The organism is Mesorhizobium sp. B264B1B (genome assembly GCF_020165765.1).
In the GTDB taxonomy this organism is placed as follows: Bacteria; Pseudomonadota; Alphaproteobacteria; order Rhizobiales; family Rhizobiaceae; genus Mesorhizobium.
The window spans coordinates 16120-31756 of record NZ_JAIUIS010000024.1 but is presented as its reverse complement, the minus strand read 5'-3'; the positions used below and the strand labels follow the sequence as shown (position 1 = coordinate 31756).

The 15637-nt window shown below is 66.1% G+C and carries 12 protein-coding genes; 5 read left to right on the top strand and 7 right to left on the bottom strand.

What is annotated here, in order from left to right:
- Positions 1-7: 7 nt before the first annotated feature.
- The 4 genes from LB547_RS30830 to LB547_RS30815 all read left to right on the top strand — a co-directional run bounded on the left by LB547_RS30830 (position 8) and on the right by LB547_RS30815 (position 5066).
- Positions 8-1057, top strand: a complete 1050-nt coding sequence (locus tag LB547_RS30830; RefSeq protein WP_140500077.1) for an ABC transporter substrate-binding protein — start codon at positions 8-10, stop codon at positions 1055-1057.
- Between the two features lie 274 nt (positions 1058-1331).
- Entirely contained in the window at positions 1332-2882 is a 1551-nt protein-coding gene (locus LB547_RS30825; protein ID WP_140759760.1) for a sugar ABC transporter ATP-binding protein, read from the top strand.
- Positions 2879-3850: an ABC transporter permease gene (locus LB547_RS30820; RefSeq protein ID WP_140500081.1), complete on the top strand. Its 972-nt coding sequence runs from the start codon at positions 2879-2881 to the stop codon at positions 3848-3850. The genes LB547_RS30825 and LB547_RS30820 overlap by 4 nt, the downstream gene beginning before the upstream one ends.
- 229 nt (positions 3851-4079) lie before the next feature.
- Positions 4080-5066, top strand: coding sequence for an ABC transporter permease (locus LB547_RS30815; protein WP_140759757.1), 987 nt, complete (start codon positions 4080-4082; stop codon positions 5064-5066).
- A gap of 48 nt (positions 5067-5114) precedes the next feature.
- On the opposite strand, the gene LB547_RS30810 is transcribed toward LB547_RS30815, so the two are convergent.
- Positions 5115-5555, bottom strand: coding sequence for a hypothetical protein (locus tag LB547_RS30810; RefSeq protein ID WP_140500175.1), 441 nt, complete (start codon positions 5553-5555; stop codon positions 5115-5117).
- Between the two features lie 296 nt (positions 5556-5851).
- Here LB547_RS30810 and LB547_RS30805 point away from each other — a divergent pair, with 296 nt between their 5' ends.
- The gene (locus tag LB547_RS30805) at positions 5852-7837 is read left to right on the top strand and encodes an ABC transporter ATP-binding protein/permease (RefSeq protein ID WP_140630638.1); all 1986 of its coding nucleotides are present in this window, start codon (positions 5852-5854) and stop codon (positions 7835-7837) included.
- 18 nt (positions 7838-7855) lie between these two features.
- Here the strand turns inward: LB547_RS30805 and LB547_RS30800 are convergent, their stop codons facing one another.
- The 6 genes from LB547_RS30800 to LB547_RS30775 all read right to left on the bottom strand — a co-directional run bounded on the left by LB547_RS30800 (position 7856) and on the right by LB547_RS30775 (position 15377).
- Positions 7856-8398, bottom strand: a complete 543-nt coding sequence (locus tag LB547_RS30800; protein ID WP_140630635.1) for an invasion associated locus B family protein — start codon at positions 8396-8398, stop codon at positions 7856-7858.
- Between the two features lie 146 nt (positions 8399-8544).
- On the bottom strand, positions 8545-9012 hold the full coding sequence (locus LB547_RS30795; RefSeq protein ID WP_140759754.1) for a DUF4189 domain-containing protein: 468 nt from the start codon (positions 9010-9012) through the stop codon (positions 8545-8547).
- A gap of 50 nt (positions 9013-9062) precedes the next feature.
- Entirely contained in the window at positions 9063-9749 is a 687-nt protein-coding gene (locus LB547_RS30790; protein WP_140759751.1) for a hypothetical protein, read from the bottom strand.
- Between the two features lie 13 nt (positions 9750-9762).
- On the bottom strand, positions 9763-10350 hold the full coding sequence (locus LB547_RS30785) for an invasion associated locus B family protein (RefSeq protein WP_140500091.1): 588 nt from the start codon (positions 10348-10350) through the stop codon (positions 9763-9765).
- Between the two features lie 7 nt (positions 10351-10357).
- Entirely contained in the window at positions 10358-14761 is a 4404-nt protein-coding gene (locus LB547_RS30780) for a YadA-like family protein (protein WP_140759748.1), read from the bottom strand.
- Between the two features lie 196 nt (positions 14762-14957).
- Positions 14958-15377 carry a helix-turn-helix transcriptional regulator gene (locus tag LB547_RS30775; protein ID WP_181177969.1) on the bottom strand — a complete coding sequence of 140 codons (420 nt, stop codon included), beginning with the start codon at positions 15375-15377 and terminating at the stop codon, positions 14958-14960.
- Positions 15378-15637 lie beyond the last annotated feature (260 nt).

The following is a 15637-nucleotide window of genomic DNA, read 5'->3' as shown; positions in this document are numbered from 1 at the left end:
ATCTGAAATGAAGAAATACCTGACCATGGTGCCGCTGCCCATTGTTCCGCTCCTCGCCGGTGCTGCCTTGCTGGCCTCGATGGGCGCCTCGTCCGCCGAGGGCAAATACACGATCGGCATCTCCAACACCGTGCAGGGCAATGGCTGGCGCGAGGAGATGGTCTGCGCCATGAAGGCGCAGGCGCTGGCCTCCGGCGAAGTGACCAAGCTCAACATCGCCCACCGCAACACTGACGCCGCCGGGCAGCTCGAGGACATCCGCAACCTTATCAGCGCCAAGGTCGACGCCATCGTTGTCAATCCGGCTGATCCCGCCGGCATCAAGGCCGGGCTGGAGGAAGCCACCAAGGCCGGCATCGTTGTCGTCGCCGTCGACCAGGCGGTCACCGAGCCCTCGGCCTACATCATCTCCAACAACCAGGAACAATATGCCTATCTCGGCGCCAAATGGCTGTTCCAGCAGATGGGCGGCAAGGGTGAGGTGTTTTACATGCGCGGCGCCGCCGGCGCCTCGGCCGACAGCGACCGCGACAAGGGCTTTAAGAAGGCGCTGGCCGAATTCCCCAACGTGAAGGTCGCACAGGAAGTGTTCACCGGCTGGCAGCAGGACCAGGCCAAGCAGCAGATGCTGTCCTTCCTCGCCACCGGCACGCCGTTCAACGGCGTGTGGACCTCGGGCATCGACAACGTCATCGTCGACGCGCTGGTGGAATCGCAGGCGCCGATGGTGCCGGTCGTCGGCGCCGACAATGCCGGTTTCGTCGGCCAGCTGAATTCGGTCAAGGACCTGGTCGGGGCAGCCGTGACCAATCCCGGCTCGATCGGCGGCGCCGGCGTAACGCTCGCGCTCCAGATCCTCGACGGCAAGAAGCCGGCGCAGCAGACCGTTCTGGTCGAGCCGCAGCTCTGGGAAAACGCCACCGAGGAAGGCAAGGCCAAGCTGAAAGCCGCCGCCGATCCGTCGCTCAGCCCGGAATGGCCGGTCTCGATCTCGATCCCGGACTGGACGACCTACACCAAGGACCAGATCGTAGCGTGCAAGGGGCCGGGGGAGTAAGGGCTATTTTGATTGGCTAGCGAGGATGGCGTTTGCCGTCCTCGCCAACCAAAGGTTTGATAGGTTAGCGCTCTACGGCGCCCCCCTCTGCCTGCCGGACATCTCCCCCATTTGGGGGGAGATTGGCAGTTTCGGCGCCGGCTCTCGTCTTGCCACGTTGAAAATTGGCGAAAGCCGAAGTTACGGCCAATCCCCCCTTGTGGGGAGATGTCCGGCAGGACAGAGGGGGGCGCCGTAGAGCGCCAGCAATTGAGTTTCTGATACGGACAGCAATTTGACCACCAGTCCCCTCCTCGACGCCTCCGGCGTCGCCAAGAATTACGGTGCGGTTGCCGCGCTGCGCGACGCGTCGCTGTCCGTGCTGCCGGGTGAGGTGCATGCCCTGATGGGCGCCAATGGCGCCGGCAAGTCGACGCTGGTGAAGATCCTGACCGGCGCGGTTTCTGCCTCGGCCGGGCGCGTGCTGATCCGTGGCGAGGCGCGTGACATACGCTCGCCCGCCGCCGCGCGCCGCGCTGGCCTTCTGCCCGTCTACCAGGAACCGTCGCTGATCCCCGATCTCGACATACTGTCCAATCTGCGGCTGACCGGCACGCCCGTCGAGCCGTTCCGTGCCTGGGTGCACGAACTTGGTATTCCCGACCTCGACCTGCGCGACACCGCGCGCGACATTCCGCTGGCGGTGCTGCGCGTGCTCGATCTGGCGCGGGCGCTCGCCGTCGAGCCCGACGTGCTGCTGCTCGACGAGATGACCGCGGCGCTCCCCGCCAACCTCGCTGAAAAGGTGCTGGAAGTCGTGCGTCGCCAAGGCGACAGCGGCCGCGCCGTGATCTTCATCTCGCACCGCTTCGTCGAGATTTCGGCGCTCTGCGACCGCGCCACCGTGCTGCGCGACGGCGCGACCGTCGGCGTTCTCGACATCGAGCCCGGCGTGGAGGAAAAGATCGTCGAGCTGATGCTCGGCGCCCGCATCGAGAAGACCAAGATGGCAGCCCGCGCCGCCGGCCAGGCCGCCACGTCGGCCCCTGTCCGCCCGCGTCTCGCCGTGCGCAATCTGCGTGTCGGCACCAAGCTCAACGACGTCTCCTTCGATCTCGCCGACGGCGAGGTCGCCGGCGTCGTCGCGCTCGAAGGCCAGGGCCAGGATGAATTGTTCGCCGCCCTTGCCGGCTCGATCAAACCGTCCGGCGGCACGATCGAGGTCGACGCCCAGCCGGCGAAATTCACCCATCCGATCGACGCCATCCGCGCCGGCATCGCCTATGTGCCGGGCGACCGCTCCGAGGCCCTCGCCATGCAGCGCTCAGTGCGCGAGAACATCGCGCTGCCCTTCAGCGCCGCCTTGCGCAACTGGGGGCCGATCGCCATGCGCAAGGAGCGCGCCACGGTGGCGAGCGCCATCGCGCGCCTCCAGATCGACACCCGCGCGCAAGGCGAGGTGCAGCGCCTGTCCGGCGGCAACCAGCAGAAGGTGACCATCGCCCGCTGGATAGCGGCGGATGCCCGCACCATCCTGTGCTTCGACCCGACGCGCGGCATCGATGTCGGCACCAAGCAGGAGATCTATAAATTGCTGCGCGAGCTCGCCGGCCACGGCAAGTCGGTGCTGTTCTACACCTCGGAACTCGAAGAGGTGCAGCGCGTCTGCGATCGCGTCATCGTCATCTTCGGCGGCCGCGTCGTCGATATCTTCCCGGTCGAGGAGGCGGACGAGCCGGCACTGATGCGCGCCGCCTACGGCCTGCCGCGCGGCGCCAAGGCCGATGTCGGCATTTTGGCGGACCCCACAGCAAATACCCCGGATGCACCGGAGGCGACGCCATGAGCCATCTCCTGCGCCGCCAGGGCTGGGTCGCCGGCCTGTTCGCCCTCCTCGTCGTGCTGTTCGTCGTCACCAAGCTGATCCAGCCCGGCTATGGCAGCGGCGATTTCGGCTCGCTGGCGCGCGCCGTCTTGCCCTACGCCTTTGCCGTGGCCGCGCAGACCGTCGTCGTCATCGCCGGCGGCATCGACCTGTCGGTCGCCGCCATGATGGCGCTGACCAGCGTCACCGCCGCCTCGATGATGGCCAGCGCCTCGGAAGAATACGCGCTGTTCGTGGTGCCTTTCGTACTGGCCATGGGTTTTGTGCTCGGCGCGCTCAACGGCCTGCTCATTGTCGTCACCCGCGTCCCCGACATCGTGGTGACGCTCGCCATGCTGTTCGTGCTGCAAGGGGCAGCGCTTCTTGTGCTCGGCGCGCCGGGCGGCGGCGCCGCCGAATGGCTGAAGGCGATGATTTCAGGCACGGTCCCGATACCCGGCCTGCCGCAGAACATCGACGCCTGGCTGCCGAAGGCTCTGCTGGTGCTGATCATCTGCCTCTGCATCGTCTGGATACCGCTGAGGCGCTCGCGCCTCGGCCTGTCCATCTACGCCATCGGCTCGAGCGAGCTGGCGGCGTTCCGCAGCGGCGTGCCGGTCAAGCGCACCCGCATCATCGCCTATGCGTTGTCGGGCCTGTTCGCGGCCATGGGCGGCCTGGCGCTGACCATGAGCACCGGCATCGGCGCTCCTATTCCCGGCCCCTATCTGCTCGCCAGCGTCGCGGCCGTGGTGCTGGGCGGCGTGGCGCTGGGCGGCGGCAAGGGCGGCCTGCTCGGCCCCATCGTCGCCGTCTTCGTGCTGCGCCTGGTGCGCACCGATCTCACCCTGCTCGCCATTGATCCCAACGTCACCGCCATCATCGAGGGCCTGATCATGGTCGCCGTGGTGATGTTCGGGGCTTTCATTACGATGCGGGGGCGGCAATGATGAGTGGGCGTAAAATGTGGCGCAGCGCTCTACGAGGCCCCCCTCTGTCCTGCCGGACATCTCCCCCTCAAGGGGGGAGATTGGCAGCTTCGGCGTCTCGCTCATTCTTGCAACGCCGACAATTTGCGAAAGCCGCCACCCCATCCGATCTCCCCCCTAGAGGGGGAGATGTCCGGCAGGACAGAGGGGGCCGCCGTAGGGCGCTACATTTGCAGACAAGAGCCACCCCATGAGCACCACCGCAATCACGCCCCAACCCGTCCCCTTCGGCCGCCGTGTCAAACACTTCATGGCCGACCGGCCGCTGATTCCGCTGGTCATCCTGCTGGTCATCCTGGTTGTGATTTTGCAGATCCTGCGCCCCGGCATCGTCAACGAGCGCTGGATCGCCAACACCATCAAATTCGCCATTCCCTTGGCGATCCTTGCCGGCTGCCAGACCATGACCATGCTGACCGGCGGCATCGATCTCTCTGTCGGCACGGTGGCGACGATGAGCGCCTTCATCATGGCTACGCAAGCCGTCAACCAGGACCCGGCCGTGGCCTTCCTCCTGGCGATGATGCCGGCGGTAATGATCGGCCTCGTCAACGGCATCGGCGTCGGCGTCTTCCGCGTCCATCCGCTGATCATGACGCTGGGCACCAGCCTGATCGGCACCGGCTTCCTGCAGGTCTATCAACGCACGGTGATCGCCTCGGGCGCCAAGATCCCCGATTTCCTCGCCTGGCTCGGCACCGGCGTGACCGCAGGGTTTCCCAACGCGCTGCTTCTGTTCGTCCCCGTCGCGGTGCTGATCGTCTTCGGCCTCAACCGCACCGGTTTCGGCCGCCTGCTCTACGCCGTCGGCGACAATGAGCGCGCGACCCGCCTTTCCGGCGTGCGCTACTGGCAGGTCATCACCGCGCTCTACGTCCTCTCCAGCCTGCTCGCCGGCATCACCGGCCTGCTCTATATCGGCTTGATCAAGGCCCCTTCCCTGTCCCTCGCCGAACCGCTGGTGCTGCCCTCCGTGGCCGCCGCCGTCATCGGCGGCACCTCCATCTTCGGCGGCCGCGGCGGCTATACCGGCACCATCATCGGCGCCTTGATCCTGACCGTGCTGACGACGCTGCTGACGATTTTGCAGATGCCGGAGGGGGCAAGAAGGATCCTGTTCGGCCTGATCGTGCTGTTCGTGACGGCGGCCTATCTGCGGATCGTGGAGGAGCGGTAGGGAGGGGCCGCCGGCTCATCCCTCGAAACACCGACGCAGTGACCGCCCTCACTTCACCGTGATGCTCATGCCGCTGAGATCGGCGTTGACTTGCAGCCCTACCTGCCTGCCCGTGAGCTCGAGCTGGGCGCCCTTGTCGTTGGTCATGACGATCACCTGGGCGCCCTTGCCGAGCGCGCCGCCGCCGCCCGCCGCGCCGTACACACCCGTCACGTCCCGGGCGCGCTTGATATGGCGCACGGTGCCCCGGAAATAGGTCTTGGAGGCACCGAAGGCGAGGCCGCCCGAAATGCCGCCGACCGAGATCGGATACCGGCGGCCATGGAAGGTCAGCGTGCCCTCGCCTCCGGCGCCGCCGATGAAGAAGGCCGCCTTGTAGATGGAGAAGCGGATCGTTCCGGTGTCGGCGTGCGCGACACTGGCAAAGCCAACGCCCGCGGCAGTGATCACGGCGATGGCGACTGAACGAAATCTGGACGAAATCTTCATGACAAGGGGCTCCTCAAGGTCGCTGCTCACCCGACCGGGCCGGGACGTCGGCGTCGCATCGAAGTTCATGGCTAAACAGTCTCGCCCATCATTGGTTCCAAGCACACGGTCTCGTTCCGGCTGCGAGGAGACCGTCGCTAAACGGGCCCGCCGGCTGGCGAATTGTCCAGCGGCGGCTGGCGGCATCGCGGGTCGAGCAGGGGAGCACGGGGAGACCCATGGCGCCGTCTGGAGCGGGCCTGGTGAAACTTTTTGATTTTTAGGCCGTTGTCGCCGTTACATCCGAGGCTGAACTCATGCCGAAAACGGTCGACGGCGCCAGGCGGCGCAAGGCAGAGAAGTCGCACCAGGAGAAGGCCTCGACAGTCGAAGTTGCGTCCGAGGTCGTGGGCGAGGCTGCGCCACCGCCCGGGGCCATCGAACCCGGTCCGGAGCTGACGCCGCAGGAGGCCGAGCAGGCGCGCAAGCGATACCTGCTGAGGCGCTTCTGGATCAGCGCGCGCGGCTACTGGAGCACGCGCGGCGACAAGCTGGCCTGGCCGTTCACGCTCGGGCTGTTGATGCTGATATGCATCAATGTCGGCTTCCAGTATGGGATCAACATCTGGAACCGCTCGATCTTCGACGCCATCGAGCAGCGCAACGCCCACACCGTCTATGTGCTCAGCGCCGTGTTCCCGCCGCTGGTGGTTGGAAGCGCAAGCCTTGTCGTCGCGCAAGTCTACCTTCGCATGACGATCCAGCGCCGCTGGCGTTCCTGGTCGACCACCGCCATCATCGCGCGCTGGCTCGCAAGCGGCCGCTACTATCAGCTGAACCTCGTGGGCGGCGACCACACGAACCCCGAGGCACGCATCGCGGAGGATTTGCGGATCGCCACGGAGTCGCCCGTCGATTTCATCTCCGGCGTGATCAACGCGTTTTTGTCGGCCTCCACTTTCATCGTGGTGCTGTGGACGATCGGCGGGGCGCTGACTTTGCCGATCGGAAGCTGGAGCGTCACCATTCCCGGCTTCCTGGTCGTGACCGCGGTGATCTACGCCGCCATCACCTCCACTTCGATGGTGGTCATCGGCCGCCATTTCGTGCGGCTCTCCGAGCAGAAGAACCAGGCGGAAGCCGATTTCCGCTACACGCTGACGCGCGTGCGCGAAAACGGCGAGAGCATCGCCTTGCTCGGCGGCGAGGAGGAGGAGCGCAGCGGCATCGACAAGACGTTCGGCACGGTGCTCCGGCAATGGGCGCTGCTGACAGGCCAGCACATGCGCACGGCGCTGGTGTCGCAGGGGTCGAGCCTGTTTGCACCGGTCGTGCCGATCTTGCTTTGCGCGCCAAAATTTCTCGAAGGCAGCATGACACTTGGACAGATCATGCAGGCTGCCTCAGCCTTCGCCATCGTGCAGGCCGCGTTCGGATGGCTGGTCGACAACTATCCCCGCCTCGCCGACTGGAACGCCTCGGCACGGCGTATTGCCTCGCTGATGATGTCGCTTGACGGGCTGGAGCGCGCCGAACGCAGCGACGCGCTGGGCCGCATCAGGCACGGCGAAACCGAAGACGGTGCGATGCTCAGCCTGGACAATCTCTCGGTGTCGCTCGACGACGGCACCGGCGTGGTCAAGGAAACCGAGGTCGAGATCGAGCCTGGCGAGCGGGTGCTGGTGGCCGGCGAATCCGGTTCGGGCAAGAGCACGCTGGTGCGGGCCGTCGCAGGCCTTTGGCCGTGGGGTGGCGGCAGCGTCGACTTCCACCCCGGCAGGCGGCTGTTCATGTTGCCGCAACGTCCCTACATCCCCTCCGGAACGCTGCGCCGCGCGGTCGCCTATCCGGCCGCCGCCGACAACTGGACGCTGGAGAAGATCAACGCCGCCCTCGACAAGGTGGGGCTCGATTATCTCAAGGACCGGATCGAGGAAGACGCGCCCTGGGACCAGACCCTGTCGGGTGGCGAAAAGCAGCGGCTCGCCTTCGCGCGCCTCCTGCTGCATCATCCCGATATCGTCGTTCTGGACGAAGCGACGTCTGCGCTCGATGAGAAGAGCCAGGACAAGATGATGGAGACGGTCATCCATGAATTACCGAAGGTGACCATCATAAGCGTCGCGCATCGCGCCGAGCTGGAAGCCTTCCACAGCCGCAAGATCACATTGGAGCGGCGCGAGGGCGGCGCAAAGCTTGTCAGCGATATCAATCTTGTCCCGCGCAAGGGCGGACGGAACCTGCTCAGGCGCGCCTTGTGGGGCTCCGGCGCTGCGGCCCAAAGGCCGCGCGAGCTGGACTAAAGCCGACTTCGCCCCTCCTCAGCGCCCGCTCAGCGCCGCGACGCGGTCGAGGGCGGCGCCGAGGCCTTTCAGGGAGACGGGGAAGTTGAGCTTGGTCTCGGCGTCGGTGATGACGTTGAGCGTCAATACGCCGCCCGCCTTCAGCTTCTGCGCCAGCGCCCGATCGATCGGAAACTGCGCCACGCATCCGTTCGGCAGGCAGGTGCGGAACCGCAACTGGCCGAGGGGCGGCTGGTCGTCGATCTGGATCGTCACGCCTGGGTCGAACAGGATACCGAACGGCAGAAGCAGGGTTCCGGTCAATCCACCCTTCGGCCCCGCCCGCAACTCCACCGCCAGCAGCCTCTGGCCGTTCTTCTGCGTCTGGTCCTGCGAAACCGAGCAGGCGCGTGCATTGTCCTGGATGGTGCAGGCCAGGCTCCAGTCCTGATAGGTCTCCTGGAGCGACGACGCGCCGTTTGGAAGCGTGGCCGCCTGCTGCTGTTGCGCACAGGCACTCGATGCGGGCAGCGCCGCCGCGCAGATTGCGGCCGCCTTCAGAAGAACAAATCTGTCAAACAACGATGGCGACCTTCTCTTTCGGGTTCACGCGCGTGACCCGAAAACCGGATGGGATTTTCGGGGCCGCGAGCATGGTCATCTGCCTCACGCAGGGTGCAAAAGCAATTCCAAAGCGCGTCGTATGAAGCCGTCGGGCGCGGTGCGCTTCAGGTACAGACCCACTCGCGGATCTTGCATTCGGTTCCCGCCGCCTCGCAGGCACGCAGAGCGAGATCTTCCGCGTCCTTGCGGGTCTCGGCGGAGTTGGCGCCCCAGGGCGTCAGCCGGTCGCTCTGCTTCTCCTTAGCCACGGCCAGGGCGCCGCAGTGCTTGTAGGGAAAGCCCGTCTCGTCGTCGTCTGTCCAATGGCGATGATTGCGGAACACCGTGACAACAGTGCAGCCCTTGCCACCGGCGTTCTCGCAATATTTCATCGCGGCGTCCTTCGCCTCCTGGCGCTTGTCGGCGCCCCAGAAGAAGCCGTGCTTGGTATCGATGCTGGAATAGGCGATCGCCCCCCAGATGCCCTTTTCCTCCTTCGGCTCCGGCTCCGGCGGCGCCACAAGGTCGGCCGAGACAACCTGCCCGCTCCACAGCAGGGCCATGCACAAAACTGCCAGACGTCGCGATTTCATGGTCTGCAATCCTTTCCAGGAGCCCTCGCCCATTCGCCTATCCCGTTGTCTCACTTCGACGCCGACGCGATGGAAATCACCACGCAGCTATTGCCGGTCGGCAGCAGAAGCGCTTCGCCCGAATTGCCGCCCAGCTCGTACACTTCGACCTGGCCGAGATGGTCGGTGATCTTGCTGCCTTGCGGAAGAACGGACGGGATCTCCGAACACGGGCTGGCGAACGGCGCCACCCGCACCATCGCGCCTTCGCAGCCGGAAGCGGTGGGCGATGCGAAAACCACGCCGGCGGCCGGTCCGCTGTATTTTTCCGTCGCATAATCCATGCCGACGAGGGCCTGCACGGCGTGCTTGTCGGCGGCCTGGTCGTTCCACAAGGATTTGACGCTGTATTTAGAACCCGTCGTCAGCACCTGTCCGAGCACAGGAAAGATCGTCGAGCAGGCCTGCACCCCGGCCTGTTTGACATGTTCGAGGAAGGGCGAGTCCGGCAATGCGGGCGGCGCGATCCCGGCCTGTGCGGCCGTCGGGGTGCCGACGAGACCGGCGATCGCGGCATAGTTGGCGGCAGCGAAGCCGATGCCGATCATGGCCAGCCCCAGCAGCGAGAAGGCTAGGACGCGCGGCCACCGCCGCTGCGGCTCGGCGCCCCTCTTGCGATCGGGCTCGACGATCCTCTTGCGGTCCGGCTCCACGCTCGGGCCGCGCGCTGGGGAGATGAACGGGTCTTGCTGGCTCACGGTGCTGCCTCGGTTATTTGATTGGCGCAAGGGCCTCGGACAGCCCCTTGAGCGTTGCGGTCACGGTAATCGTCTGGCCGTCGACGGTCGGGTAGGAGATGGCCGGCGTCGCTTTCTGCACTATCTGCTGGCGCATGACGGGCCCCACCGGCAGCATGCCGACGCAGACCACTTCGTTGCAGCCGTTCAAGTGGACGTCGATCGGGTCGCGCCCGTCGAACTTCAGCGACACCAGGCCGTCGCTTTTGGCGTTCGGCGCGGTGCGCAGGATCATGTAGGGCTTGCCGTCCTGCGTGGCCGCGAGCGACCAGCTGAAGGCCATCCTGCCGGCCCCGTCCTCGATCACCTGCGAGACATTGCAGACCTTCTTGCGCGCCTTGAGGTTCTCGTCGCAGATCAGCGTCCAGTTCTCGAAGGGCCGGATGGTGCGCTGGTATTGGCCCAGCTTCACATCCGGCGGCACCGCCACGTCGGATGGCTTGATCCTGTAGGGCGCGGTCGCTTGCGCGGCGGCTGGCCCGGCGGCCAAGGACAGGCCGCCGGCAAGCGCCAGGCAGGTCAGGAGGAAAAGCCGGGCATGACGGCTGGTTGCCCCGTTCATTCCCGCCTCAGTTTAACGTGAAGCTCAGGCCGGCGCCGACACCGACATTTCCGCCCGCCGCCGTGCCCGAGACATTGCCGCGGATGCGGCCGTCCTCGCTGGTGTAGCCCGCGCCGAAGGCAAAGGCGCTGGCATCCCGCCAGAAGCCGCCGCCCGCCGCGACGCTCAGCTTTCCGGGACGGTCGTCGTAGCGCAGCGAGGCGGCGGCGAGGCCGATTGCCGCCGCTTGCCGGGCTTCGTCGCGGATGCCGCTGATGTCCGAATTCAGCTGGCCGAGTTTCTGGTCGGTATAGTCGTTGGCCTGTTGCAGGGTCGTGGCCGCCACCTTGTCGGTATAGCTGTTGGATGTGCTGATGGCGGTGTCCAGGCCCTTGGTCAGCTGGTTGACATTGACCGCGTCGGTGCCGGCGACGCCGGGTCCGACATTGGAGATGACGACCGGCGCGTTGACGTCGCCGCCTTGCAGCGTGATGGTGTTCGTCTTGGCGCCGCCCTGCGTGTCATAGGTCACCGCATTCTGGTTGAGATTTCCGACGCCCGTTTGCAGGGCCTCGATCGCCTGGTTGGAGGCGAAGAGCTGCGAACCGTTGATCGCGTCGGTGCTGTCGGCGGCGATCCGTCCGGCAGCGACATTGGTGATCGTCCTCTCCGCGCCGGCATCGCCGACGCTGACTGTTCCGGTCGGCGTCGTGCCGGCAAAGGCATAGGTCTTGCCGTTGATGACGGTGCTGGAGGTGCCGACGGCGCTCTGCGTCACCGAGCCGGAGCCGAGCGCCACATCGTTGGCGTTGTTGGCCTGCGCGCCCTGGCCGAGCGCGACCGCGCCCGCCCCGGTAGCCGTAGAGCCATGGCCGGCGGCCAGGCTGTCGTTGCCGCTCGCCACGCTTTCGGGTCCGATCGCCACGGCGTCGGTGCCGCCGGCGATACTGTCGGCCAGCGACGAATTGGCGTGGAAGTACTTGATGCCGCCGCCATTGCTGATGGTGGTCAAGGCATTGTCGACCGCCGTGAGCCCGTCATAGACGGTCGTGTAGGTGTTGCCCTGGACGGTGTAGGTCGGCCCGCTGATCGAGCCGTCGGGGTTGAGCGTGGTGGTGCCGCCGAACAGGTTGGTCACGTTTTGCGACACGCCGCGCAGCTGCGAGACGTTGACGCCGTCGGTGTCGGCCGAGCCGGCCGCGACATTGGTGAGCTTGCGTTCAGCTCCGGCGTCGCCGATCGACACCTCGCCCACCGAGGTCTGCGGAGCGGTCAGGGCAAAGGCCGCGTAGCCGGCCTGCGCGCCGACCGAGGTGATGGACTGCGCGCCCAGCGCCACGCTGTTGATGAAGGTGCTTTGCGCGCCGGCGCCGAGCGCCACCGACTGGATGCCGGAGGCGAGCGAATTGGTGCCGAAGGCCAGGCCGTCCGCCAGCATCACATGGGCGTTCTGGCCGATGGCGGTTCCGCCGGGCGCCGTCTGGTCGACGATGGCGCCGTTACCGATGCCGATGCCGTTATCGCCGTTGACGACCGTGGTCGGACCGACCGCGACCGATTCCGCGCCGACCGCCAGCGAGTCGGCCGCCACCGAATTGGCATGGAAATACTTGGTCGAGGTGGCCGACACGGCGGCGATGGCGCCCGCGAGCTGGCGCACCGTCACCGCGTCCTGGTCCTGCGTGCCGTCGGCGACATTGGTGATCTGCCGGTAGGAGGTGGCGTTGCCGACCGAAACGGCGCCGAGCAGCGCCTTGTCGGTGGTGTTGTACTCGATGAAGTTGGATGGGCCGGCGGGCAGTTGCCCGGTAGCCGGAGCGATCGGACGATCGGAGAGCGAACCCGAGCCGAGCGCCACGCCGCCGTCGATGCTGGCATTGCTGTCGCGGCCGAGCGCCAGCGCGCTGACGCCGGTCGCGGTCGCATTGTAGCCGACCGCCGTGGAACCGACGCCTTGGGCGAAGGAATCGGTCTGCGCCAGCCCGAACTCGTTGGTACGGGCATAGCGGATGCCTTCGCCATTGGCGTCGGTGAAGACGGTCGACGTGTCGCCGGTGATGTTGTTGATCGTGTTGCCGAGATTGGTCACGCCAGCGCCGATATTGGCAATGTCGGTCGTGTTCTGGGTCACCTGCTGGTTGGTGGCGAAGAGCTGCGAGCCGTTGACGGCATCGGTCGAACCGCCGTTCAACTGTCCGGCCGCGACGTTCTGGATCTGGCGCTCGGCGCCGGCCGAGCCGACCGAGAAGGCGCCCGCCGGCGTGCCGCCGGCGAAGGTATAGTTGACGCCGCCGATCGTCGTGCCGCCGACATTGGTCGTGGCGCCCGACGTCGAATTCAGGCCGATCGCGACATCGCCGGCATTGTTGGCGACCGCATTCGGGCCGACAGCGACGGAATCGGCTCCCAGCGCCTGCGAATCCGCCAGCGTCGAGTTGGCATGGAAATACTTGATGCCGCCGCCGACATTGATGTTGTTGACGACGGCGCCGATGGCATCGACCGCCTGGTTGGTGGCGAAGAGCTGCGAGCCGTTGATGGCGTCGGTGGAGAGCGCGCTGATCCGCCCAGCCGCCAGGTTGGTGATGGTGCGTTCCGCGCCGACCGCGCCGATGCTGACCGTCGAGGTCGGGTTGGTGCCCTGGAAGGCGTAGGTGGTGCCGTTGACCACCCCGCTGGCCGTGCCGACCGCCGTGGTGGTCACCGAGCCCGAGCCGAGCGCCACGTCGCCGGAGCTTGCCGCCGCCGTCGCGCCATCGCCGAGCGCGACATTTCCGGCGAGGCCGGCCGCGCCCGCCGTCGAGCCGTTGCCCAGCGCCACGGAACCTTGCCCGATCGCCTTGTTGCTGTTGCCGATCGCGACGGCGCCGTTGGCCATGTTGGCCGCGGTGGCGGTCGCCGTGCCGTCGCTGTTGGCGATGTTGTTGGCGCCGCCGGTGAAGGCGCCGGTGCCGCTGGCATAGCTCGGATCGCCGATCGACACCGCGCCGTCGCCATAGGCGGTGTTGCCGGAGCCGATGGAGACGGCTTTGCCGCCGGTCGCCACCGCATTGGTGCCCATGGCGACCGCTTCGGCGGAATCCGCCTTGGCGCTGGCGCCCAAGGCAATGGTGTTAGCCGCCGTCGCGTTGGTCGAGGGGCCGATGGCGATGGAATTGGCTCCGCTCGCGGTACTGGTGGCGCCTACCACAATGGAGTAGGCGCCGGACGCAGTGGAGCCTGCGCTGCCCACCACGGTGGCGCCGGCGCCAGTGGCGTTGACGGAAACGCCAAGCGCCACGGCCTGCGTGGCTGTCGCGTTGGTAGAGGAGCCCATGGCGATGGCACCGTCCTCCGTGGCATTGGCCAGCGTGCCGAGCGCCATCGCGTTGTTCTTATTCGCAAGCGCGCTGGTGCCGATGGCGATGCTGTTGGGCACGGCCGTGTCGGCCTGCACGCCTGCCTGCGCGCCCACACCGAATGCAATGGACTGGTTGCCCCAGGCGCTGGCGTTCTTACCCATCGCCGTGGCGCCCGTTCCCGTTGCCTTGCTTTGGCGTCCGATTGCGGTGGTGTCGACCTGAGACGCCGTCACGTCCGTACCGATAGCAATGGCGCTCTGGGCCAAGGCTCCCGTCCCGGCAGCGGTGCGCGAGCCGAGATAGACGGCGTTTATCGCGGTTGCGGTCGACTGGAAGCCGACGGCGACGGCATTTTGGCTGTTCGCAACGGTGCTGGTGCCTTGTGCAACAGCGTCCAGCCCGGACGCCCCTGCGAACTGCCCAATCGCAGTGCTGCGCAGCCCGCTGGCTACGGACCCGTAGCCAGCGGCGAACGCATAGTTGTTGCTGGCCGTGGCGCTGACACCGACTGCGGTGGAGTTCCCTCCCGAAGCTTGGGCGTTGGTGCCCAGCGCGCTGGCCCCGGCCCCAGTGGCACCCGCGGCGACGCCGATCGCTACCGTGTTGATATTGTTTGAAATCGTACCGGAGCCGATCGCCACTGCGCCGCCGGTGCCCGTGGCCGACGCGGTGCGACCAATGGCGACGCCGTATTGCGCCGTCGATTGGGCCTGGAAGCCGAGCGCTATGGCCCAGTTAAGGCTGGCGTTTGAGCCGTTTCCGACCGCGATGGCCTCGGGAGCGGTCGCGGACCCGCCGCCGGCCTGATATTGCGCCTGAGCCGGCGTCGCGGCCATACCCATGGCGAAGGCGCCCAGCGTCACGGCGGTCCCGAGCGCCCCGCCGACGCCCAGCGTTCCCAACCCCAGGCGCTTGCGCCCCATGCCGAGCGCACGATGCGCCATGCGCAGGACCGCCATCAAGCGGCGCCGGGCCGAGCGGGACCGAGGATCGCCATTCGCGATCCAGTGACTGGCGAAATGCGCCGCACGGCGCTGAACAAGGAGCGAGCCGCCCGAAATATGGCCGCCCGAAATATGATTGTCGGTCATGGTTCCCTCTCCGCTGGCCGGCACGAAATGTCTGACACTTCCACTCCACAGCAGGAAGACATGATTCCCCTTCGCGGTATTTCACGAAATTGCTGTCTTGTGAGAAAAGATACGAGCATATACGCGGAGGTTAACGGCTCGTTACCTTAGCAACTGCTTTAAAATCAAGTAATCAAATAATGACGAGAGCGCGGCTTCATCTAATCTTTGCGTTAAACTTGCCCGCCCGCGCCTGCATCGGCGTCATCTGCCGGTATTTCTTCATCATGGTGGTGAAGTGGCTCTGGCTCGAAAACCCGCTGAGATGGGCGATGTCGGCGATGGTCATGCGGCTGTCGGCAAGAAGTCTTTCCGCGAAGTCCAGCCTGAGATCGAGAACATATTGATGCGGCGGCATGCCGAACGTCCTGGAGAAGGCGCGCACGAAGTGGTACGATGAAAATCCGCAGACGGCGGCCATTTCGGCAAGCGCCAGCTTGCGCGAGAAGTTCTCGTTCAGGAACTCCTGCACCTTGCGCGCACTGCGGACGGAAAGCCCGCCCTTCACGTTGAGCAGCGGCTGCCGGGCCGGATTGGCTCCGGATACCGATCCGGGGGGACCATCATCGCCCGGCATTTTTCGGCCTCCCGATATTTCCTAGATGAACTTCAACCCGAGGCCTCCCTCCCCGTTCCCCTGAAAAACAATTCGTGATTGATCGAAGCGGGCCCGCATCGCCAACCCCGCTCATGTGATCGATCCGGCCGGATGGCAAGCAATGCGCGAACTGAATGGCATTCCAAATGACTCCAGCAAAGCTTGGGGCACAGGTGGTGACGGACGTATTTTGAAAAACTCCGGAAGCCTTGTAGGAAATTCCGGTCTTGGATCGCTGG